The 22,453-nt window shown below is 31.6% G+C and carries 17 protein-coding genes; 8 read left to right on the forward strand and 9 right to left on the reverse strand.

Annotated features, from left to right (window positions below; genetic code table 11):
• Window positions 1-222: 222 nt before the first annotated feature.
• The 6 genes from RC62_RS13645 to RC62_RS13670 all read left to right on the forward strand — a co-directional run bounded on the left by RC62_RS13645 (window position 223) and on the right by RC62_RS13670 (window position 10,952).
• Entirely contained in the window at window positions 223-2,463 is a 2,241-nt protein-coding gene (locus RC62_RS13645) for a hypothetical protein (protein WP_055096043.1), read from the forward strand.
• A 312-nt stretch (window positions 2,464-2,775) separates the two neighbouring features.
• Window positions 2,776-4,197, forward strand: a complete 1,422-nt coding sequence (locus RC62_RS13650; RefSeq protein ID WP_055096045.1) for an RtcB family protein — start codon at window positions 2,776-2,778, stop codon at window positions 4,195-4,197.
• Between the two features lie 483 nt (window positions 4,198-4,680).
• Complete coding sequence (locus RC62_RS13655; RefSeq protein ID WP_055096047.1) at window positions 4,681-5,178, forward strand: hypothetical protein; 498 nt, start codon at window positions 4,681-4,683, stop codon at window positions 5,176-5,178.
• A gap of 398 nt (window positions 5,179-5,576) precedes the next feature.
• Window positions 5,577-6,377: a TatD family hydrolase gene (locus RC62_RS13660; RefSeq protein ID WP_055096049.1), complete on the forward strand. Its 801-nt coding sequence runs from the start codon at window positions 5,577-5,579 to the stop codon at window positions 6,375-6,377.
• A gap of 247 nt (window positions 6,378-6,624) precedes the next feature.
• A complete protein-coding gene (locus RC62_RS13665) occupies window positions 6,625-8,826 on the forward strand; it encodes an AAA family ATPase (RefSeq protein WP_055096051.1) in 2,202 nt (733 codons plus the stop codon).
• A complete protein-coding gene (locus RC62_RS13670; RefSeq protein ID WP_082421297.1) occupies window positions 8,802-10,952 on the forward strand; it encodes a UvrD-helicase domain-containing protein in 2,151 nt (716 codons plus the stop codon). Before RC62_RS13665 ends, RC62_RS13670 begins: the two co-directional genes overlap by 25 nt.
• A gap of 138 nt (window positions 10,953-11,090) precedes the next feature.
• Here RC62_RS13670 and RC62_RS13675 read toward each other — a convergent pair whose 3' ends face one another.
• The 7 genes from RC62_RS13675 to RC62_RS13705 form a co-directional block, all read right to left on the reverse strand.
• Entirely contained in the window at window positions 11,091-11,489 is a 399-nt protein-coding gene (locus RC62_RS13675; protein ID WP_055096053.1) for a helix-turn-helix transcriptional regulator, read from the reverse strand.
• Window positions 11,490-11,599: 110 nt separating this feature from the next.
• Window positions 11,600-12,460: a hypothetical protein gene (locus tag RC62_RS13680; protein ID WP_055096055.1), complete on the reverse strand. Its 861-nt coding sequence runs from the start codon at window positions 12,458-12,460 to the stop codon at window positions 11,600-11,602.
• A 77-nt stretch (window positions 12,461-12,537) separates the two neighbouring features.
• Window positions 12,538-13,038: a hypothetical protein gene (locus tag RC62_RS13685; protein ID WP_157472519.1), complete on the reverse strand. Its 501-nt coding sequence runs from the start codon at window positions 13,036-13,038 to the stop codon at window positions 12,538-12,540.
• 173 nt (window positions 13,039-13,211) lie between these two features.
• The gene (locus tag RC62_RS22895) at window positions 13,212-13,367 is read right to left on the reverse strand and encodes a hypothetical protein (protein WP_157472522.1); all 156 of its coding nucleotides are present in this window, start codon (window positions 13,365-13,367) and stop codon (window positions 13,212-13,214) included.
• A gap of 346 nt (window positions 13,368-13,713) precedes the next feature.
• Entirely contained in the window at window positions 13,714-14,268 is a 555-nt protein-coding gene (locus tag RC62_RS13695) for a hypothetical protein (RefSeq protein WP_055096060.1), read from the reverse strand.
• Window positions 14,258-14,791, reverse strand: a complete 534-nt coding sequence (locus tag RC62_RS13700) for a hypothetical protein (RefSeq protein ID WP_157472525.1) — start codon at window positions 14,789-14,791, stop codon at window positions 14,258-14,260. The genes RC62_RS13695 and RC62_RS13700 overlap by 11 nt, the downstream gene beginning before the upstream one ends.
• Window positions 14,788-15,585, reverse strand: a complete 798-nt coding sequence (locus RC62_RS13705) for a hypothetical protein (RefSeq protein ID WP_055096064.1) — start codon at window positions 15,583-15,585, stop codon at window positions 14,788-14,790. The genes RC62_RS13700 and RC62_RS13705 overlap by 4 nt, the downstream gene beginning before the upstream one ends.
• 414 nt (window positions 15,586-15,999) lie before the next feature.
• Here RC62_RS13705 and RC62_RS23005 point away from each other — a divergent pair, with 414 nt between their 5' ends.
• Together RC62_RS23005 and RC62_RS13710 are read left to right on the forward strand one after the other, a co-directional pair.
• Entirely contained in the window at window positions 16,000-16,146 is a 147-nt protein-coding gene (locus RC62_RS23005) for a hypothetical protein (protein WP_167343861.1), read from the forward strand.
• A 13-nt stretch (window positions 16,147-16,159) separates the two neighbouring features.
• Complete coding sequence (locus RC62_RS13710; protein ID WP_055096065.1) at window positions 16,160-16,717, forward strand: peptidylprolyl isomerase; 558 nt, start codon at window positions 16,160-16,162, stop codon at window positions 16,715-16,717.
• Window positions 16,718-16,836: 119 nt separating this feature from the next.
• On the opposite strand, the gene RC62_RS13715 is transcribed toward RC62_RS13710, so the two are convergent.
• Together RC62_RS13715 and RC62_RS13720 are read right to left on the reverse strand one after the other, a co-directional pair.
• Complete coding sequence (locus RC62_RS13715; protein WP_055096067.1) at window positions 16,837-18,165, reverse strand: hypothetical protein; 1,329 nt, start codon at window positions 18,163-18,165, stop codon at window positions 16,837-16,839.
• 5 nt (window positions 18,166-18,170) lie between these two features.
• Window positions 18,171-21,263 carry a DUF6493 family protein gene (locus RC62_RS13720; protein WP_055096069.1) on the reverse strand — a complete coding sequence of 1,031 codons (3,093 nt, stop codon included), beginning with the start codon at window positions 21,261-21,263 and terminating at the stop codon, window positions 18,171-18,173.
• Window positions 21,264-22,453 lie beyond the last annotated feature (1,190 nt).

Below are 22,453 nucleotides of genomic sequence, written 5' to 3' on the forward strand. Positions count from 1 at the left end.
ACTTACTTCAGGAAATTGGTAACTTTCGGTTCGAGTCCGAACAAGTTTTAAAATCATCATTAATAAAAAGGAGGGTCAAGATTAACTTACTTCTCGGGGAAACCCATCAGATAAAATAGTTCATCAATTACACTCCAATTTCAGGTCAAGTGTTTCTTACTTCAAAACTCTTTTAGGTAGAAATCAGAAACGCAATTATCTAAATTTTAAAAATTAAAAAAAATGAAAACACAAGAATTATTAAAAATCAGTTTACGTCAAAATGCTATTTTCATTCCATCAGCAATGATCTCGAATGATATCAAAAATTTATCAGGAACAACATCGGTTTTAGTGGCCAATGTTTCAAAACTTGGATTTACATTTTCTGAGTCGTTATTACACGCTTTAAATAATGTAAACCCAAATTATAAAGTTGAAGTTTTAGAAGTGCTAAGAGAAGTTTTAGGAACCAATAAAAACTGGACGCCTTTAGTTAAAGAATGGAATATCCCAACCGGAGAATCTGTTTTAGATCATATTGTTACGTATTTCTGGAATGTTCTAAACATAAAGAGCGGAACAACTTTGCAATGCGGACATATTATTCCGGATAATACTTTTCCGTTAGAACGATACAATGGTTGTCCGTTTTGCGGAACTCCGTTTGAATTTGGTAAAATCGAAAATTACGGACAAGGAAGCAAATTAAAAGTATTGGATTTATGGTCAGAAACTGAATTAGAAGATTTCTATAAATCATTGTTGCAATCAAAAACGGCTTTAGACGCTACGCAGGTAGATAGTTTAAAAACGGCATTAAAATATTTGCCTTTGCCAAAAACAGATGTTGCAATGAAGGAAACTTTAATGCTTGTTATTGATGTTTTAATCGAAGAAGGTCAAGCCGAAAATGCGTCTCAGTATTTTAAATCTCCAACAGATATCTTACGATATTTATGGTTCAAGAATACAGGATTATTGCAAATTATCGAGCCTAAAACCATCATTAAAAGAACATCAAAAAATGCTCAGCACTTTTTCAATGTTTTAGATACAAGCGCGCAAGCCAGAATTGCATCTACAAATGATTTGAAACTTAAATATTCCCGAAAAGAATGTTTAATGGTGGCAAACTGGTTGAACAATCTTGATATGGATGTGGAGACAATATGCGAAATCATGCACCCAAAAAGAGGAATGTGGGTTCGTTTTATCAGAGCATTACGTTTGGCAGAATACAGCAAAAGAAAAGGATTTGAGAAATTAGCTTTTTTAATGGATGTATTTTACAACCAGGTGTATGATGTTTGGCAAAGCAAAGTAAACACGTCACGTTTGAAATTTGATGCCGATAAAACATTTGCATTATTAAAACAACGTCCGGGATTGTTTGCACGTTCGTTATTCTCAAATATGCTTTGGTTTGGTGCAGACGAAACCGTGGCGTATTTTGCAGAAATTATCGATAAAGTTCCGGCAAGATTGGTGTTTACTTTGAATATGTATGCTCAAAATTATTTTGATAAAAATATGCAAAGAAGCGTAAAACCTTTGGGTGGAACCAACAAACGAATTGCACCAAATGCATTATTGAATTTGTACGACGAAGCGCAATTAGAGGCGATGAAAAATCAAATCGAAGCGTTGTGTTTGTTGGCAATGAAGAAAAGATTTGCTGCAATTGCAAACCCAAATAAAACGATTTATATCGATCCGCAATTGTTTAATATGCCGGTTTCTATAGGAGATCGAAGCGAGACTGTTCAGGATTTACCGGTTGCTTTAATGGGAACACGTTTCCCGATTGAAGGTAACGAAGTGCGATTGTTTATGCAATGGGGCGCAGGTTTACCGGCACAACACCTTGATATGGATTTAAGCTGCCATATTGCATACGAAGATAAAGCTGATATATGTTCTTATAGCCAATTAGAAACTGTTGGTTGTAAACATAGCGGTGATATTAGAAGTATTCCTGCGAAAGTAGGAACGGCTGAATACATTAATATAGATATCGCTAAATTGGCGAAAGCCAACGCAAAATTTGTGACTTTTACTTGTAATGCGTACAGCAACGGAAGTATTACGCCAAATCTTGTCGTAGGTTGGATGAATAGCAAACACCCGATGAAAATCTCTGAGAAAACCGGAGTCGCATACGATCCGTCGTGTATAGATCATCAGGTTCGTGTGACGCAAAATGTTGCCAAAGGTTTGGTCTTTGGAGTTCTTGATGTAGCCAAAAGAGAAATCGTTTGGTTAGAGATGACCTTTGGAGGACAAGTTGTTCAAGGTTTGGATTTTAAAGGAGTTCAGGCTTTGTTATCAAAACTAAGCAGCAAATTGAATATTGGTAGTTTATTACAACTTAAAGCGGAAGCCCAAGGTTTAACCATCACCGAAGATCAAAATGCCGATGAGGTTTACGACACACAATGGGCGATAAATGCTGCGGCAGTTACGCAATTATTGATTGATTAAGAAAAGGTACAAAGGTACAAAGATTTTTGTAGAGGCGCACTGCTGTGCGTCTCCGCAAAGTTTTTTATTAAAGTAGTTTTAAGCGTATAGTTTGTCATTTCGACGAAGGAGAAATCTTCGCAAGTAACTCCGTAACGAAAGTCCAATCTTTGTCGAGCTTCTCGTGGAGATTTCTCCTTCGTCGAAATGACAAACTGTGTGTAGATCACTTAAATAAAAACTTTGCGACTCTGCGACTTTGCGTGAAATAAAATCTACGCAAAATAACTGCGCAGTACATAATAACCTTTGTACTATCAAAAAACAAAAACAATGAAAACACAAATAAACGGTACAGATATATTAGAATTAGGATTCCCTGAAGGAAAAACAATTGGGATTGCCTTAAAAATAAACAGCAAAAGAAACGGATTCACAAGAGACGAAATGATTGCTAATTTCAAGAATGTCCTTGAAACACCAGAGAATTATATTGACGATGCTATTTTTAGTAAACTGGCAATTGCCTTGATCGAAAAAGCAAATGAAAAACCGGAAGATTTCATCGCTTTAAATCAAAATCCGAATCCGTATTCGGCTTACGGATTAGAAGGTATCGAAGACGGAGCCAGAAAACAAATGGAAGTGGCCATGAAATTGCCCGTGACCGTTGCAGGAGCTTTAATGCCAGACGCGCACCAAGGTTACGGATTACCGATTGGTGGAGTTTTAGCGACTAAAAATGCTATTATTCCGTATGGAGTTGGGGTTGATATTGGTTGTAGAATGGCATTGTCAGTTTATGATATTGCAGAAGATTTTTACTTTGAAAACGAAGCCAAATTCAAAAAAGAATTAATTGCGAATTCTATTTTTGGAGCTGGACACGGATTTCACGGACAATACAAATCAGATCATGCGGTTTTAGAAAACGATGCTTTTAATATGACTCCGTTTGTGAAGAATTTAAAAGATAAAGCCTGGTCGCAATTGGGATCTTCAGGTGGTGGAAATCACTTTGTCGAATTCGGAATCATGGAGTTTGCCAAAGACGATGCGGTTTTAAATATCCCAAAAGGTAAATATGTGGCTTTGTTAACGCATTCAGGTTCACGCGGAATGGGAGCCACAATTGCCGGACATTATACTAAAATGGCCAAAGATGTTTGTAAACTTCCGGAAGTGGCGAAAAATTTAGCCTATCTGGATATGAACTCCCAATTGGGTCAGGAATACTGGATGGCGATGAATTTGGCGGGAGATTACGCTTCGGCTTGTCATGAGATTATCCATAACAAAATGGAAAGCGCTCTGGGAGCCACGATTTTAGCCAAAGTAGAAAACCACCATAATTTTGCCTGGAAAGAAATCTGGAACGGCGAAGAAGTGATTGTGCATAGAAAAGGAGCAACTCCAGCCGGAAAAGGCGTGATGGGAATCATTCCGGGAAGTATGACCGCGCCGGGATTTTTAGTGAGAGGAAAAGGCGAGGAGAACGCCATAAACTCGGCTTCGCATGGAGCAGGAAGACAAATGAGCCGAACTCAAGCCATAAAAAATATTACTAAAACCGAAATGCAATCGATTTTAACACATCATGGGGTAACACTTATTGGTGCAGGTCTTGACGAAGCGCCAATGGCGTATAAAGATATCAATCAGGTGATGGAAGCGCAACAGGATTTGGTTGATGTCGTTGCGAAATTTACACCTAAATTGGTGAGAATGGCAGATGATGGAAGTCGTGAGGACTAAGTGTTCAGTCTCAGTCTTAGTTTTCAGTGTGGAGACTTATTTTTAGTGTTCAGTCACGGTCTCAGTTTTCATTGTAGGGGCGTGTTTTTAGTGATCAGTCGCAGTAACAGTTTTCAGTGTAGAGGCGCACAGCAGTGCGTCTAACACATTCTGAGGAAAAATTTATCCTCATTTTATGTCATCCTGACGGAGGAAGGATCACACTAGAAACTCTACAAAGATTGGCGATTTTCTTTGAGGAATATTGGATGTGATCCTTCGTTCCTCAGGATGACAAACGGGATGGTTAAAGATTTTTCACGCAGATTTAACAGATTCCAGCAGATTTAAAATGATTTTTATAAATAATCTGCGAACATCTGCTTAAATCTTTTTAAATCTGCGTGAAACAAAAAACTTTGTGCCTTAGCGCCTTAGTGGCTAAAAATATAAGAAAACAAAAAACTTTGCGTCTTAGCGTCTTAGTGGCAAAAAAAAATAAACATGGAAATACTAAACAGAGACTTCGAAATACTCACAGATTACATCCTGACCTTTCATTTTTATGAATATCTAAATGTTGATCTAATCGAAGACTGGGCAATCGAATTAATCAATTCAGGTTATGAGAGTGAAGCTATTTATAACCTGGCTTGTTTCTATAAACCAATTGATCCTCATGAAGTTCAGCCTTATCTTGAAGCCGTTCTCTCAGAATTGAATCTAAAGCTAAAAGATAAAGAGGAATCAGAAAAATGCCATATAAGATATTTTCTCAATAGAATAGTGAAACATGACGATGTAAAAACCAATTTGAAAAGATTGCTGTATATCGATTACGATTTTAATAAAGAAATAGATATACGTGATTTATATTCTCTTCAATATGTTTGGGATGATCTGTTGGCAGGCGAAGTCTATTGGTATAATAAAGATCTTAATCTGGATACTATCGAACAAGAAGTTGTCGAAAAAGCAGAGAAATGGCTTAGTGAAAATTGAAAATTGAAAATTGAAAAGTGAAGGTTCAAAGGTTCAGAGTTGCAAAGGGACAAAGGTTTATCCTCATTTTATGTCATTTCGACTCAGGAAGGATCACATAAGAAACTCTACAAAGATTAGCGATTCTCTTTGAGGAATATTAGATGTGATCCTTCGTTCCTCAGGATGACAAACGGGGTGGTTAAAGAATTTTTCACGCAGATTTAACAGATCCAGCAGATTTAAAATGATTTTTATAAATAATCTGCGAACCTCTGCATAAATCTTTTAAATCTGCGTGAAATAAACTTAGCGCCTAGCGCCTAAGTAGTAAAAGAATAAAAAATAATAAAAAGACTCAAAGAGAAGAAACCTTTGTCCCTCTGTCCCTTTGAGCCTTTGTAATTTAAAAGAAAAAAATGAATACATATATAGACATAGGAATTAATTTAACCAATAAACAATTCCACAACGACATAGACGATGTTGTACAAAACGCTTTAGATGCTGATGTATCGCAAATGATACTCACCGGAACAAGCGTGAAAAATAGTGAAGCTTCGGCTCAAATGGCAAAAGAATATCCCGGAATATTATATGCCACAGCGGGGATTCATCCGCATGATGCGAAAAGTTTTGATGCTCAAAGCATTGCAAGACTTCGCAATTTATTAAAGCAGAAACACGTAGTTTCAGTAGGTGAGTGCGGACTCGATTTTGATCGTGACTTTTCGCCCAGAAATGTACAGGAAACCTGTTACAAAGCGCAACTAGAATTAGCGATTGAAGTCAGGAAACCTCTGTTTTTGCACGAAAGAGCTGCTTTTACAAGGTTTATGAGTATTACCAAAGACTATTTGCCACAATTGCCAAAAGCCGTTGTGCATTGTTTTACCGGAACTTTGCAAGAAGCCAAAACCTATCTCGATAACGGATTTTATCTTGGCTTTACCGGAGCAATATCCGACAGTAAACGTTTTGAGCATTTAAAAGAAGTCATTCAATACGTACCGCTCGACCGAATGATGATCGAAACCGATGCGCCGTTTATGCTGCCGAAAAATGTACCAAACAATCTCTTGAAAAAATACCACGAACGCCGTTGCGAACCTGCTTTTCTGCCTTTTGTTGCAGCAACTGTTGCGCAGTTTAAAGGAGTTTCGGGTATTGTGATTGCGGAGGAAACTACGAGGAATGCGAAGGAGTTTTTTAGAATTTAGGTATTATTAGAGATTTTATTTGTTGGCTTTTAAATCAGGTGTTTGTACTGGGTTTAAAGGCTTTTTGTTTGTATATATTTGAGAACAAACAATAATTAAAAAATTATACTGATTATGGAAAACCGTAAAAAAGCTATAGAAATCTTCTGCATATTTGATCGATTTTATCTGATATAATTCAATCTATTGATTTAGATTAAGTTTAGGAGAAAATAATAGTTAAGTTTAAAAAGAAATAAATAAAAATATGAAAATAGAATCTGTATTAATTAGAAATTTTAGACTCCTAAAAGATTTAAAATTAGATTTAGAGAAGGATTTATCTCTTGTCTTGGGAAAAAATAATTCAGGAAAAACTTCAATATTGAGTGCTTTAGATAAGTTTATAAATCAATCTGAGAATAAAAAAATTTCGGCTGATGATTTCAACTTATCTTATAAAGAAGAAATTAAAAATTTGATAGAATCATCAAATGAATTGAGTGAAGAAGATTTTAATAAAGATATTCAAGGAATTACTTTAAGAATAATAGCTTCTTACTCTGATGAAGATGATTTTGAAAATATTTCAAAATTAATGATGGATTTAGATCCTAATAATAATTATTTGATTTTAGGATATGATTATTCTATGCATTTTAATGAATATCAAATTTTCAGATCTGATTTTAAAGCTTTCAAAATTGATGAGAAAAGAAAATTAAATGAATCTATAAAAAAAGAAAAAGGCAAGCCCGAAAATGAAAGAAAATTATATAAAGAGAAAGGATTTGATATTTTCTTTAAGTTATATCAAGATAAATATTTTCGTTACAAAAGAAAGTCTATAGCATGCGATTATACAAGTAGAGTTATACTTGAGAACAAATTTATTGATTTAGATAATAGTTCAACAAAAGTAAATTTAAAGAATGTTATAAATTTTAAATATATAAGTGCGAGAAGAAATGTCACTAATAAAGAGGCGGATAAAACTCTCTCTTCTCAGACATCACAAATTTATGAAAGAAGTGAAAAGAATGAAGAAGACAGTAAAAGTATAGAAGAATTTAAGGAAACATTGATTGAAACAGACGAAACTCTTACCAATGTTTATACAACTCTTTTTGAGAAGATAGTTGACAAAGTTGGACAATTTGGAGGAATTAAAAAAGGAGAATCTGTAATAAAAGTAATTTCCTCATTGGAGAGACGAGAATTGCTTAAAGGAAATACTACCGTAGTTTATGAACATGATGCGTCTAATTCTTTACCGGAATTTTATAATGGTTTAGGTTATATGAATCTTATTAGTATGATTTTTGAAATTGAAATTCTTCTTCAGGAATTCAAGAGAGCTAAAGATGAAAAACCGGCAGATATAAATTTACTATTTATTGAAGAACCAGAAGCACATACGCACCCACAAATGCAATATGTATTTATTACTAATATACAATCACTTTTAGAAGAAGGTATTATAAAGGGTGGATGTACAAATAAAAAACTGCAATATATAATATCAACACATTCATCACACATTGTTTCTAATTGTAAAGATTTTAACGCGATTAAATATTTGAAAAAAGAAAGTCAGAATAGTATAAAAGCAAAAAATCTTAAAGACTTAGAGAAAGACTATTTAAAAGCAGGAGAGGAAAAAAATTACAGATTCCTAAAACAATATTTAACATTAAATAGATCTGAGTTGTTTTTTGCAGATAAGGCTATTTTTATAGAAGGAGATACAGAAAGAATCCTTTTACCTGCAATGATGAAAAAACTTGATTTGGAAGAAGCGTTACTTGCCGATGAACTTGAATTACTTTCGCAAAATATATCAATTGTAGAAGTTGGAAATTATGCAAATATTTTTGAACGTTTTATAAATTTTATTGAAGTAAAAAGTTTAGTTATAACAGATTTAGATTCTGTAAAAAGAGATTTTATTAGAGATAATAAAGGAGAAATAAAAAAAACTAAAAATGGTATAGATAGACAAGCTGATTTTAGTTGTAGAGTTATAGAAGGGCAAAAGACAACTAATCCTACTTTAAATTTCTTTTTTCCAAGTTTACTTTTTTCTGATTTATTGTCCAAATCTGTAGAAGAAAAAAGATTTTTAAAAGAGTCAACTTGGACAAATAATAAGAACGGTTTTTTACAGATAGCTTTTCAAATAAAAGATGTGAAAGATTATTGTCCTCGAAGTTTTGAAGATGCATTTTTTAATATTGATGAGAATATTAATTTCATAAAAAAGAATAGAAGTAAATTCAATGGATTAAAAAACATGAAATTATTTTATGATACTTCAAAGGATGCATATGATTTAGGAGAAAAATGTATTGAAAGTAAAGGTTCCTTTGCTATAGATATTCTTCTAAATAGCGATGAAAATTATACTGAATGGAAAATTCCTGCATATATAAAACAAGGATTATTATGGTTACGAAAAGAGCAGATTTAGAACTAGAGGTTCAAAAAATATTTGAACATATAGACAACGGAAACAATTTTTTGTTGAGTGGGGGTGCGGGGAGTGGTAAAACATATTCTTTAGTTCAAGTTATTAGACAGATAATTGAAGAGAATCCCTTTGTAAAAGTTGCTTGTATGACTTACACTAATTCCGCTGTAAAAGAGATTGAAGAGAGGGTTAATCATAAAAACTTAAATGTAACAACGATTCACGACTTTCTTTGGGATTGTATTAGTAATTATCAAAAAGATTTAAAGGAAAATTTGATTGAATTAATAAATGAGAGTAGTTCAAAAATAAGTACGATAAATAATGAGAAAGTTGGACTAGATTATTATGATAATTTAGAAAAAATCAAATATGATAATTTTTTAAGGATAGCGGATGGAATAATTTCACACGATGAGGTTATTCTATTAGCTGAAAAAATGTTTAAAAATTCAATAAAGTTATGTTCTATAGTTAAAGATAAATTTCCCTTTATTTTTATTGATGAATATCAAGATACCCAAAAAGAAGTAATTGAGATATTTTTACATCATTTAAAAAATAGTAAAAAAAAATCCATCGTTGGGTTTTTTGGAGATGCAATGCAATCTATTTATGAAGGTGGAATTGGTAATATAGATGAATATATTGGAGAACATGATAAAGTAAGAGAAGTGCAAAAAACTCAGAATAGAAGAAATCCAAAACGAGTTTATGATCTAGCAAATGAATTGCGAACAGATGGATTAGTTCAAACTCATTCAAATGACAAGAATGCACCAAATATGGATAAAAATTCTGGAGAAGTAAAAGAGGGAAAAGTGATTTTTTATTATAGCCAAGACGAAAAAAATGACATTGTGAAACAAAATTTAATAGAGGATTTTTTATGGGATTTTAAAGACAATAAAGAAACAAAAGAATTAAATCTTACACATAATTTAATAGCAAAAAAGGCTGGATTTCCAAATCTTATCGAAATTTATGATAAAGATCCGATTGTGAAATTTTTACAATCAATTAGGAAGTATATAAGGCTTACTAATTTTTCTCACGATGAAATGATTACAGTCGATAATTTAGTTATTTCATTAAAATCAGATATTGATAGTAAAGTAAAAAGTTTAGGTTTGAGATCTTTCACGGTTCAAAAATTTATTGAGAATTTAATAATTAAATATCCATTACATGCTTTAACTACACAAAATTTATTGGATAAAATAAAACCAATAGACAATAATACTATTAAACAAGAAGATAGGTCTGTAATTTTTAAATTTAAAGAACAAACGGGAATTATTGATATTGATTTTATTTATCAAATTAAAGTTATGAAGGAAATTGAGAAAGGTATTGATCCTAGATTTGCTCATTTATATGATACCATAAAGAAAGAAAAATACCAAAAGGTTAGATCTCTTTTTTTTGATAAAGACAATTTAATTGATGATAAAAAACAAAATGAAGAAGACGAAAGTAAAAAAGGTTCAAAAAGAGATATATTAATTAAATTTTTGTATAAAATTCAATTTTCAATTGATCTTTATGAGGAAAATAAATTCAATGAATTTTTGCAAATAATTGATTTAAAGAAAAAAGAAGGAGAAGGTATTATCACTTTTAAAAATAGATTAAAAAAAATAATTGATGATTTAAAATCAAAATCTACCGAAAAAATAGAAAATATACTAGATTTTGTTAATGAATCAGGACTGTTAAATCTTAATAAAGATGATAGATTTAATAAGTTTAAAATAGAAAAAAAATATCTTTATGACAAAGTTAAAGAAGTTGGTTTTACAGAGTTTATAAATTTGTACAATTACTTAGAAGGCAAAACACCATTTTCTACTCAACATAAAACTAAAGGAGATGAATTTGATAATGTGCTAGTTGTACTTGATAATGGAAAATGGAATGATTACAATTTTAAATATCTTTTTGAAAAAAAAGGAAGTGAAAATGTTTTAGAAAGAACGCAAAAGATATTTTATGTATGTTGTACAAGAGCAAAAGAAGATTTAGCAATATATTATTACGGTATAAATAAAACGGAAAATGCTTTGATATTTGAGACTGCTAAAGAATGGTTTGGAGATAATTTAATTGATGTTGATAAGTTATAACAATTAAAAACAGGCAGATAGAATTGGAATAAAAATAAAAAATCTACTTAGTTCGTAGCAACAATCGCAATAGCATCAAAAAAATGCGCAATTCTCATTGCGCATTTTATATATAATAAATCCTCATTATCAAGAATCTTACTTCCCTTTTATAATATTTTCTAAATACTCAACCTTTTCTTTTTCAGACTGAACCAAACGTTCGTAAAGCTCCACGACTTTATCAAGAGGATTGAAAGTACAATTATTATTAGGACCATTTATCTGACCATTACTTGCACTATTATCATAAAAGTTATTGAAATAATTAAAAACAGATTCTTCCGAAAAGTTTTCAATAGCTTCTACGGTAACTCCCAGGATTTTGGCAATCTCTGCAAGTCTTTTAGTTTCAACTTCCTCACTTCCTTCAAGACTGGAAACAGTTTGCTGAGTTACGCCAATTGCATCTGCAAGCGCTTCTTGTTTCATTCCGCGAAGCTCTCTGATTCGGCTAATATTCCTGCCAATATGTTTTGGTTTAGTTGCTGTGCTCATAATTCAAAGGTATTTAAAATTCTTTAAAAAAATACAGATCAGTAAAAAACAAGCTCAATCTGATAAAATACAGTTTATGTTGTTTTAAGCTAAGACTATATAAGTGGTTTTTATTTTATTAGGTTTCCTTTTTTGTCCCATTCTGTATAGGTGTTTTTTGTTCTGTTCCTAATAAAATAAACTTTTCCATTTTCATAATAAGCCTTATAATAAATTTCTTTTTCATTTTTTATTTCACTTTCATATTTTAGATTTCCGTTACCAAAACATGCATAAATTTTTCCATTTGGGATTCCATTTACAATATTTTCAAAGTGCGAAATTTTCCCATTGTTAAAATAGCAAATGATTTTCCCATTATATCTTACATTGTCTTTAAACAGAATATCTTTTTTATAAAGTCCTGAAAATACCAAATCTTTATTTTCGCTAAAATATTCTACATAATATTCTCCTTTTACTTTTTGTACATATTTTTCCATAAAGTTTCCATTAAAGTAATGATAACTTTGCGATACGTTTATTATATATTTTAATTTTGGTTTTCCATTTATCCAATAATCAGTTGCTTCGTTTGTATTATTATCGTAAACGTGTTCTAGGTTTCCATTCTCTCTAAAACTTATGTTTTCTCCAATTTGCTTTCCATTACTATCATATTCACGAACATCTTTTGGTCTTCCGTTTTCATACCAATCGACCACTTTATCATAAATTACATTTTTGTTTTTAATACTGACAAGTGATTTCTTTTTCCCGGATTCGTAAAAATCAACCATAATATAATCTGATTTTGCTTTGTAAAACCGTATTGTTTTTATTTTTTTATTTTCATAATAAAATGTGTCTCTTACCTTATAATTTTCTTTAGTAAATCCTATTCTGCTTAATTCATTTTCAATTACTGTTTTTTTCTCACAGCAAGAAAATAGAAAGCAAATTAATACTGGTAATAAAATATTTTTTTTCAATTTTCTCTTTGTTTAATTGGTTTCTGGTATAGTTAAGTCTGTTTATTAACGGTGTATTTTGACAATCTTAAAAAAACTTATTTCTTGATCACGAATACTTTTTTTGTAACTCTAAACTCATCGGTAATGATTCTTGTGCTTGGCTGCATTATACCATCGCGGAGCATAATGCTATCAATTCTAACTTGATCAGTAATTATACCGTCGATAAAATTTACTCCTAATTTGTCAAAGGAAATATTGTATAAAGGGATAGTTCTATTAGTTTCTGAGGTAAAAGTATCTATCAAGTTTTTTTTTAAATATTTATAATCGTAATTTATTGTAGTAGTTTTTAAAAACCCATATTCAATAAATCTTAATCTTTTAATATCCAGTAGTTTGGTTGTTACTGTATCTAAATCATTTTTATAATTTATTTTACCATCATATCCTCTGCCAAAAATAACGGTATCAGGGAAATCCACAGAGATAGTAGAACTTTTCAAATACTTTTTCTTTACCATATCATTATCATTGTTCTTCTTACAACAGATTACCAACATCAAGACGATTAATAAGATTGCATTTTTTTTCATCGCTTATTTTTGTATTAATGTTTTATTTCTAGAGCTCTCGTTTAATTGAATCTAATTTTTTTTCTTGAATTTTTTTATTTTCTTGCTTGCAAGAGACTAGAAGTACGAATATAGTTGTCAAGAAACAGGTTAGGTTTTTTATTGTTTTATTGCTCATTTCTTGAAAGTCAAAATTACTTTTTAGTACGGTTTTTAATCACGAACACTTTTTTCGTAACTCTAAATTCGTTGGTAATTATTCTTGTCATAGATTCACCTTTAGCATTTTTTGCTCCGTTGTCGATCATAACTTCGTCGGTTATGAAGCCATCAATGTAATTTAAACCCAACTTATCGAATTTGATATTATATAAAGGAATAAGTTTATTATTTCTGGCACCGAATGTATCCCTTATAATTTTTTTTAAAGAATCATCATAATTTATAGACTTGTTCTTTATATATGAATAGTATATATATCTATTTTTTTTAATGTCATCGAAACTTGTAGTAATAGTATCTAAACTATTTTTATAATTAATTTTTCCATTATATAGCTCATTTATAAATACAGTGTCAGGAAAAACAAAACTTATTTTATAATTATCACTTCTTTCTACTATCTTTTTCTCTTTTTTACAAGAAACTAGAATTAAGAATATAATTGTCGAGAAACAGGTTAGACTTTTTATTCTTTTATTGTTCATTATCTACATGATCAAAAATTACTTTTTGAGTACGATCCTTAATCACGAACACTTTTTTTGTAACTCTAAATTCATTGGTAATTATTCTCATCATAGGTTCACCTTTATCATTTTTTGCTCCGTTTTCAATCATAACTTCATCGGTTATCATCCCATCAATATAATTCAAACCTAACTTATTAAATTTAATATTATATAGAGGGATTAGTATATTACTAGTTGCAACAAATGTGTCATTTGCTATTTTTTTTAAATGATTGTCCTCGTAGTTAATGTCTTTAGTTTGAGTCAGGGCAAATTCTAGGAATCTAGTATTCTTTTGTAACTTGCGTATTTCAGTGGTTAATGTATCTAAATTATTTCTGTAATTTATTTTCCCGTCGTATCTCTCATTTAGAAAAACCGTATCTGGAAAAGCAATATTTATTTCATAATTGTCCTTGGCGCTTCTGTTTACTATCTTTTTCTCTTTTTTACAAGAAACTAGAACTACGAATATAGTTATCACGAAAAAGGTTAGACTTTTTATTGTTTTATTTTTCATTATCTACATGATCAAAAATTACTTTCTGAGTACGATCCTTAATCACAAACACTTTTTTCGTAATTCTAAATTCATTAGTAATGATTCGAGTCAAGGGTTGACCTCTATCATTTTTCATTTCGCTTTCAATCATGACTTCGTCGGTTATCATACCATCAATATAATTAACACCTAAACTATCAAATCGAATAGCATATAAAGGAATACTTCTGTGGTGAACAGCTGTAAATGTATCAGTGATTATTTTTTTTAGATATTTATCACCATAATTTACATTTTTTGTTTTTACAAAATAGTAATCAATATATCTATATTTTTTGGGGTTATTTAAAGTAGTATCAATTGTATCTAAATCATTTTCGTAATTTATTTTTCCATCATATAATTCATTTACAAATACAGTGTCAGGAAAAACAAAACTTATTTTATAATTATCACTTCTTTCCAATATCCTTTTCTCTTTTTTGCAAGAAATAAGTGTTAGAAATAAGGCTGTAAAAAAAAAGACTAATTTTTTCATCATTTTTTTATGTTATAATAATCGAGACGTTTTTGAAATTCAAGATTTTTTGCTTCTTGTTCTTGTGTGGCTTTTTGAAGAGCTCTATCATTTATTTGATTTAATTTATCTTTTTGAGATATATGTACTGTTGAATCTTTTAATTTTTTCTCGTTGATTGCTGATTTAGTTACTCCAAAAGCATCAGTAGCTTTATAGCGATATAATTCCATACTAATTGAATCGGGATCAGATAAAGTTGCATTTTTTGTAACCATTGGTTGCTTATTAGGAACTCCGTATTTTAATATCATTTCTAATTCCAGAAGCCACGGAAACATTAATGAAGATTTAGGAAATAAATTACCTAATAAATTGCCTAAATCAATACAAGTATTAAAATCATGACCCGGAGTATCAATAGATCCGGAACCTCTGTCGTTTTTTATATTTCCGCTTCCTGCAATTGGGTCTGCACCAAACCCAAAAACTCTTATACCATCTCTTTTTATTCCTACACGTACTAAATGTTTAACTACAACTTCGCTCAGCTGTGTCGCTTTTGTCCAGCTGCCGTCGCGGTTTCCTCGATAAATGGTATTGTCTTTACTCTCAAAATAAAGTTCTCCTTCAGTAGCTCTTCTATTTGGGCCATCAGCAAAAAAATTATTGCTGGAAGAAAAGGAATCAAAACGATCTTTACTTTTTCTGGCTTCCAGCATTCCTCCCATAACATCTTTTCTTTCCCAGATGTTATCACTCATAAAATCATCACTATCAAATGGATTTCCATTTTTTCCAAATCTATCTCTAAACATAATAAAAATTGTTGGTTTATACTAATTTGATATTATTGTAAAATAAAATATTTCTTACTTGTTCTTTGTTTTAAAGAAATAAATTGAGGTAAAAATATTACAAAATAATATAGTAAACAATTTTTTAAATATAAATTTTATAAAATAATAAGAAATAATCTAAAAATAATTATTTATAAAACTAATCTTAACTGTTGTAGAACAAAAAAATGTGCAATTTTCATTGCACATTTTATATAATGAGAAATTCTCTTATCAAGAATAGTGTTGTTTTTATGATATTTTCTAAATATTAGGTTCTGTTTATCAGTCTGAATGAAATGCTGCTCTTTCTTGTTTTAATAAAGTGCTTTTTTTTGTCAGGTAATGATAGCTTTATAAATCTTTATATTTGCATTATAAACTTCATGAAAAATGGACTACAAAATATCATTTCAGGAAAGAGCCAGGTTAGGCATGGAAATTCTATCCAAACAATCTCCTGTTACCTTAGAAAAAGCGAGAGCACAAGCAAAACGACTTAGCGAAAACAGTATATCAAAAGAAAAAAAAATTAAATAACTATAATATTGTGATGAAATACTTACTGATTGGGCTTAACTTTCTTTATTTAACTGTTGCTTCTTCTCAAAATCTGGAAAAAATTAATTCTATTGAAGAAGCTGAGAGTTTTATTAAATTAAATCCAAAAGCAGAAATTACAACTTTAGAAATTAGTAATGATAGTCTGGAGTATTATAAAAAGAGATTTCTCGAAAAAGATATTATAGATAAATACAGAATCGTAAAAACGGAACCTATTGTCTCGATGAGAGTGAGTTATATTTATTTAGATGGTAATAAGTTAACTATTAATAAAAAAAGACAAGAGATTATCAAGTTATACAAAAAAGGTAAATCATTTGGAGAATTAGCTACTATTTATACTATGGATAGTAATTTTAATAAAGGTGATTTAGGATGGTTTAATGAAGGAGTTATGCACAAAACATTTGAAGATGCAATTAAAAACCATAAAAAGAATGATCTGTTTGAAGTTGATATTACTGAAAATAAATGGTACTATGTTGTTCTTAAAACCTATGATGATTTGCCTAAATCGATTTTTTATATTTTGAGTGTGATTGATTAAAAACAATCTAAAAAAATCCTTGTACATCAGCGTTTTCGCGAAAGCGAATCCGTATAATCTGCGTCTAAAATCGCCCCAACATCAGGGCGATTTTTATTTTTATATAAAAGTTATCATTTCTAAGAAACCATCATCTTAACTCCCAAAATATGCTTGCAAATTCCTCTTTTGCCCTGATAAGCCGTAAACCAGTCGCAAGTACATCTTTGCGAATTGTGGTCGATTATTACTTTGTGCAAAACGCCTGAACCTTTTACTTTGGCTTCGATATAATTGGCTCTTCTTTCGACGATTTCGATGTCTTCGTTATCGATTAGTTTTTTTGCATTTTTAAGTCTTGGGTTTAGCGATAAAATACGTTCAGTCTTAAAAGGGAGACGACGGTAGAAATGCGCCTTTTCGCTTAAATCATAACCCAATAATCCCATCGACGATAAATTCGAAGTCAGGTTGTCCATTGTGCCAAAATCGATATCATTTTCGATAGAAAGCATTGTTGGGTCAAAAGTTTCGTTTGATTTAAGTAAACTGTTCAAACCGTAAACCCATTCTATTGGCAGGTTTTCGGTCATGGTTTCGAGTACATTTCCTTCTCCCGAAAATCCGCGGTACGAATCAGGAGAAAAAGCCATCAGAAGCTGCATTTTTCCAAACTCAGCCACTATCGCACAAGTTTGTTTGTCTGACGATTCGTAAATGAAAATTTTATCTACAATGGCCAGAATTCCTTCTAATAATCGTAAACGCTGTACACCGCCAATTCTAACACTATCGGCTGTTGCTAAAGTCGAAAACATAAACTTTCCGGCTCTTTTGGTTATGAAAAAATCACCTTTTACTGCTCCTTTTGGTAAACTTTGAAACAATTGAATGGTCTGAATTTTATTCAATTCAAACTTAATATCCATATCTGCCAGATACAACTGAACGCTCGTTAATCCTTTTATCCAGCGCATGGGCAAAGTCACTTTTTTTTCCGTCACTTTTGCTTTGCTGGTAATTACCTGAACATCCTGCTGACCAACGGCAAGTGTTACTTTTTCGTTTTTCTGGATAGCGTTTAACGCATTCAGCATCGGGTCGTTAAAGTCGACATTTGTCGTTCCGTTGGCAATAAATTCTCCGTCGATGGCTTCGGGTTTCATGTCCAGTCGCACATAAACACCGTTGCAAGACGAAAATCCTTCGAAACGCAATCGCTCAGATCCTGCCGAAACAATAGGATCGCGAAGACTTGGCGGAATTGGTCCAAAACTGGAACGAACCACTTTGGCAATCGTAGTCCAGCATTTTGCCGTAATGTAAGGATCAGTCAAACTTCCCCAGAAAAAACAAGGGATATTATTGACTTCTTCAATTTCGGTTTGGTGCGCCAGAACCAGATTGTTGATGCCTTTGGTTTTACTGTAAGTCGAAATTCCTTTATAATTATATTCGAGATCTGTCATTTTCTTTATTTTAAAATTTGCTTAATCAATGATTTAAGCGATGCGTTATCTTTCCATTGCTCAAAGAAAACAATTGCCTCAGCAGATGGTTTCTGATTTGTTTTGGTTAAAATATCAAGATAGTTTTCTATAATTTTCTTGAAGTTGGTTGGCAACTTGTCTTTTAAATCAAGAGTTGAAAAAAATGAGTTCAACAACTTCAATAAAGCATCATTATGCAAGGACGAAACATCCTTGATGGCGATTAACCCGTCGACCAATCTTAAAAACACACCATATTTTTCGGTTGCGAGATAGGCGATTTTCTGGGCAAAAAGCTCAATTTCAATCGCTTGTTTTTCGATTAGCTGAATCAAAACTTCGGATGCCATTAATCGTAAATCTTTCTTTTCCTGAAAGAAACAGCAGGCATACAAAAACAAACTAATGTCTGAGAATCTAAATTCTGGTCGGTTTATTACGTCCAGAAAACCTTTTAATTCCGGTTTTGCACCATCGGCAACTCCGCAATTTTGTAATAAAGTCAAAGCCAGCGCGTCTGAGTTTTGTGGCGTAAGACTGTGCCAGTAATAGGTATTTCCTGCATAATTTATTAAATAATCCCAACTGTTTGATCGTTGATAAATATCAAGACTGTAAATCAAATAATTAGGAATTTTAGCATAATTAGGCAAGTCGAATCTTAGTTCATACCACGACGGCGTTCTCTCTTTTTCTTTGGTTTGATAATTCGTCCATTCGTTCCATTTTTCCTTAAACTTAAGTTGAGGTTGAAAAGGAGCAACCACAAACGGAATCTCTTTTAGATACGTATTCTCAAATTCAGGGAAAGTATTGTCCGGATAAAAAGTTCTTGCCGCAACCGCCCATAACGATAAATTTCCGGTTTCTTTGGTTGTTTTACCCATTGTTGCCAGAAGTTTCGAGAATAAAGACGTAGGATCTAATTCGACTTTTTCATTTACGCCCAGGCAAAATGATAATAATTGTTTGAGTTCGCCTTCGATTTTATCTAATAACGGAATCGCTTCTGCTACATTTTCTCTCGGCATACGTGCAATTGCAATTGCTAAATCGACAGAATCAATTTCTTCATTGGTATTTTGGTACGCAATAACTCTTTCCAGTAAAACCTTTGGAGCAACCCAATATGGTTTATGACTCGGTAAAGAAAGCAGGGGCAAAGTAGAGCCTGAATCTATTTTTTGCTGTACTTTTTCCATTAAAGACTGCATTAAAGTAAGGGTATTAATCTTAGAATAATGGTTGACTTTGCTGTTGAACCTGTTATCGATATTTGCTATTTTGTTTTGCAAAAATGCTTTCACAAAATTTTTATGAACGGCTTCAAAATAATGTTTCTGCAATTGTTTTTCGTAAGGCTGCAATTGCGAAGCATAATCTGCCGGAAACAAATCTCTTTGTGAAATATAGATATTCAATAGAATTTCTGAATCTACGGTTTCTTCTGAATTGATGAAATTTCCAAACTGAAAAACAACATCATTCCAATCCTTTGGCAATTGAACTTCCTCAGTAAGCAATAACTCTTTTTGAGGATTAAATGTATATTCTTCAAGTGCAGAATCATCAATTGTCAAGGAATCTTCATCTATAAATTGCGTCAATCCTGATTTTATATTTCCCTGCATCAGCGTTACATACGATGATAATTTCTCTTTGAGTACTTTATCTTTTACGTTCGCAATTTTGGTAATAATTTTGGTAGCACGTTCCTGCAGCGCCAGATCTGCAATGACATAAATATCTGCAATAATTAATGCGATGTTTGCGCTTAGTTTAGGATTCGATTTGGTGATTTTTTCCAGAATTGGCAAAACATTTTTAATAGCTGCTTTACAATCGCTTCGCATCATTAGCGGTTCGAGCCATTCCAGAAATGATTTGGTTTTGAATTTGGGATGATCGTAAATTTTCTTGATCAGTTCAATTCCGTAACTCGTTATAGGCGGATACGGATTGTGTAGAAAAGAGAATATATTTTCCTGATGAAGGATAAGTTCATCGGCAGTAAGATTAAATTCTTCGATTCTTTTTCTAAAAAATGACTTCAGGTTATTGTTCCATTCTTTGGTCTGGATAAGTATGGCATTTTCGATGAAAAAAGCACGATCCATCTTTTTCTCTTTCAATAATGATTGATAAACAACCGCCCAAGTTAGAAATTCATCATAGTTTTGCGAGTCGTTATCTCTAAAGTAACTGTTGTGCAAAATAGTTTCGTAATTAAACAATTCCGGAATATCTCTTTCATAAGCCAGTTTATCCTTTAATAAATTATTGATAAAAGCCCGTGTTTTTACCTTTGCGCGCCACTCATTTGTTGCGGCAAGAGTCAAAGCGTATAATTCGGGATTAAATTGTAATAAATTCTGTTCCTCTAATTTTCGCAGCGTATGATAATTAAATCCTACCCAGTCTTGTCTTTTTACTTTATCTAAAATAAACGTATCAAGCCAGTTCGGTTTTGCCCACAATAAAATCTCCATAACCTGAGGTTTCTCGTCAAGTTCGTTTAATAAACTCAAAGCTTCATCCCAGGAATTAATTTCGGTTTTATCAAATAAGGCGATGGCGCTAAGTGTGATAATATCGCTTTGTTTTTTATCGCCGCGGGTTCCCCAGCCATAATCATGTTTGTCTTTTTTTACATAACCAGGATCTTTTGTAAGATCTGTGTAGGTCATAAAATAACGTTTGCTTTTTTTGATCAGCTTTTTTAAAGCCTCAATATTTCCTTTTGATTTTTCTTTAAGAAGAGGCAATAATAAATCTATATTTTTAGCTTTTATAATAGCTTCATATTCTTCCAGAACTTCATCAGATTTAGCGCTTTTGGCTGTTTTGGGTTTTGAAGCCACAGCAACATCACCCGTTTCTGAGTATCCTTTTTTTACTTTTTCGGCTAGTATTTTTTCTGCTGATTTCAGACATTCTTCGTCTGTAGCAAATGATTTGATTTGAGAAGTTCCTGATGTTCCGTTTTTTCCATAAGTTACAGTATATTCTAATCCTGTAACTTCAATTTGCCAAAACTTATCAGAGTTTCCGTCGATGTATTTGAGGTATTTTTTCATGCTATTTTAGGGACTGTATTGATAAAAAATAAAGTGTGCGTATATTCTCAAAAATATAAAATTATTAAGAGGTAACACGGTTTTTAAAGGGAAAATTTAGGTTAAAATTGAGGTCTGTTTGATAAATATTTCAGCACTAATGCTATATAAATGTTAAAATATATTGTACATTTGTTCCTGAAATGGAAATGAAAAACATAAATATCACCGTGTCGGAAAGACAATATAGCGATCGTTTAGCCGGATTTATTCTTGCTAAAGGTTCAGGATGTGATATGTATTTTAATGAATTGAAGTGTAAATGATAGTTACAAGCTCAACATAAATATATAAAAAAGCGTCCTTTTCGGGGCGCTTTTTTTGTTTTTGCCACACTGAGAAAAATCGAAGTGCGACAATTTAGATTACTTATTAAGACAGAAAATGATAAAAAATAACAGTTGACTAAAAATAATTAAAAAAATAATAAACCAAAGTTTAATGATTAAATCAAATAGCAAAATATAATCTTGAAAAGTAATCTGGTGAGATACAATCAATTGATATAATTAAGAATCTGCTCAAGTATGCGGACAGGAATTCTTATGCTCTTTTTTGAGTGTAAGTAATTGATTATCAGTAAAATAAATGTTAAAAATGATTTGGATAATTGATATTTTACACTATATCTTTGTCGAAGAATTCTGAAGATAGAATTTCAAACAACAATGATTTAAACATACAATAGAATAAATACAACACAACAAATAAAAATAAAATGGATTTTAAATATAACTCATATAGTAGAGAATTACACGCCCCAGGATTCGTTTCGGGATGTTTTACAATACAGGTGCATGAATGGCAGTAGGATATACATATCTTATGCAATCTCATGAAGCACCTTTAATCGGGTGCTTTTTTTATGCAAAAAAAATAAAGTTTGCCACGAAGGCACTAAGGCACAAAGATTTTTTATAAAGAACTGAATTAAAAAAATTAGTGACTTAGCAACAGACTGAAAAAGTAATGCGTAAAATGATTTTCGTGCAAAGTCGCAGAGGTGCAAAGATTCAAAGTAAAAAGCTTAGCGACTTGGCGTCTTAGCGAGAGACAGAAAAAATATTAATGAAACAAAAAAGCGAGTGATTATCCCGTAAAAATAAAAAATAAACCTTAGTGTCTTTGAGCCTTAGTGGCAGATTACCTAA

The sequence above is a fragment of the Flavobacterium aquidurense genome, assembly GCF_001404985.1.
Lineage (GTDB): Bacteria > Bacteroidota > Bacteroidia > Flavobacteriales > Flavobacteriaceae > Flavobacterium > Flavobacterium aquidurense_B.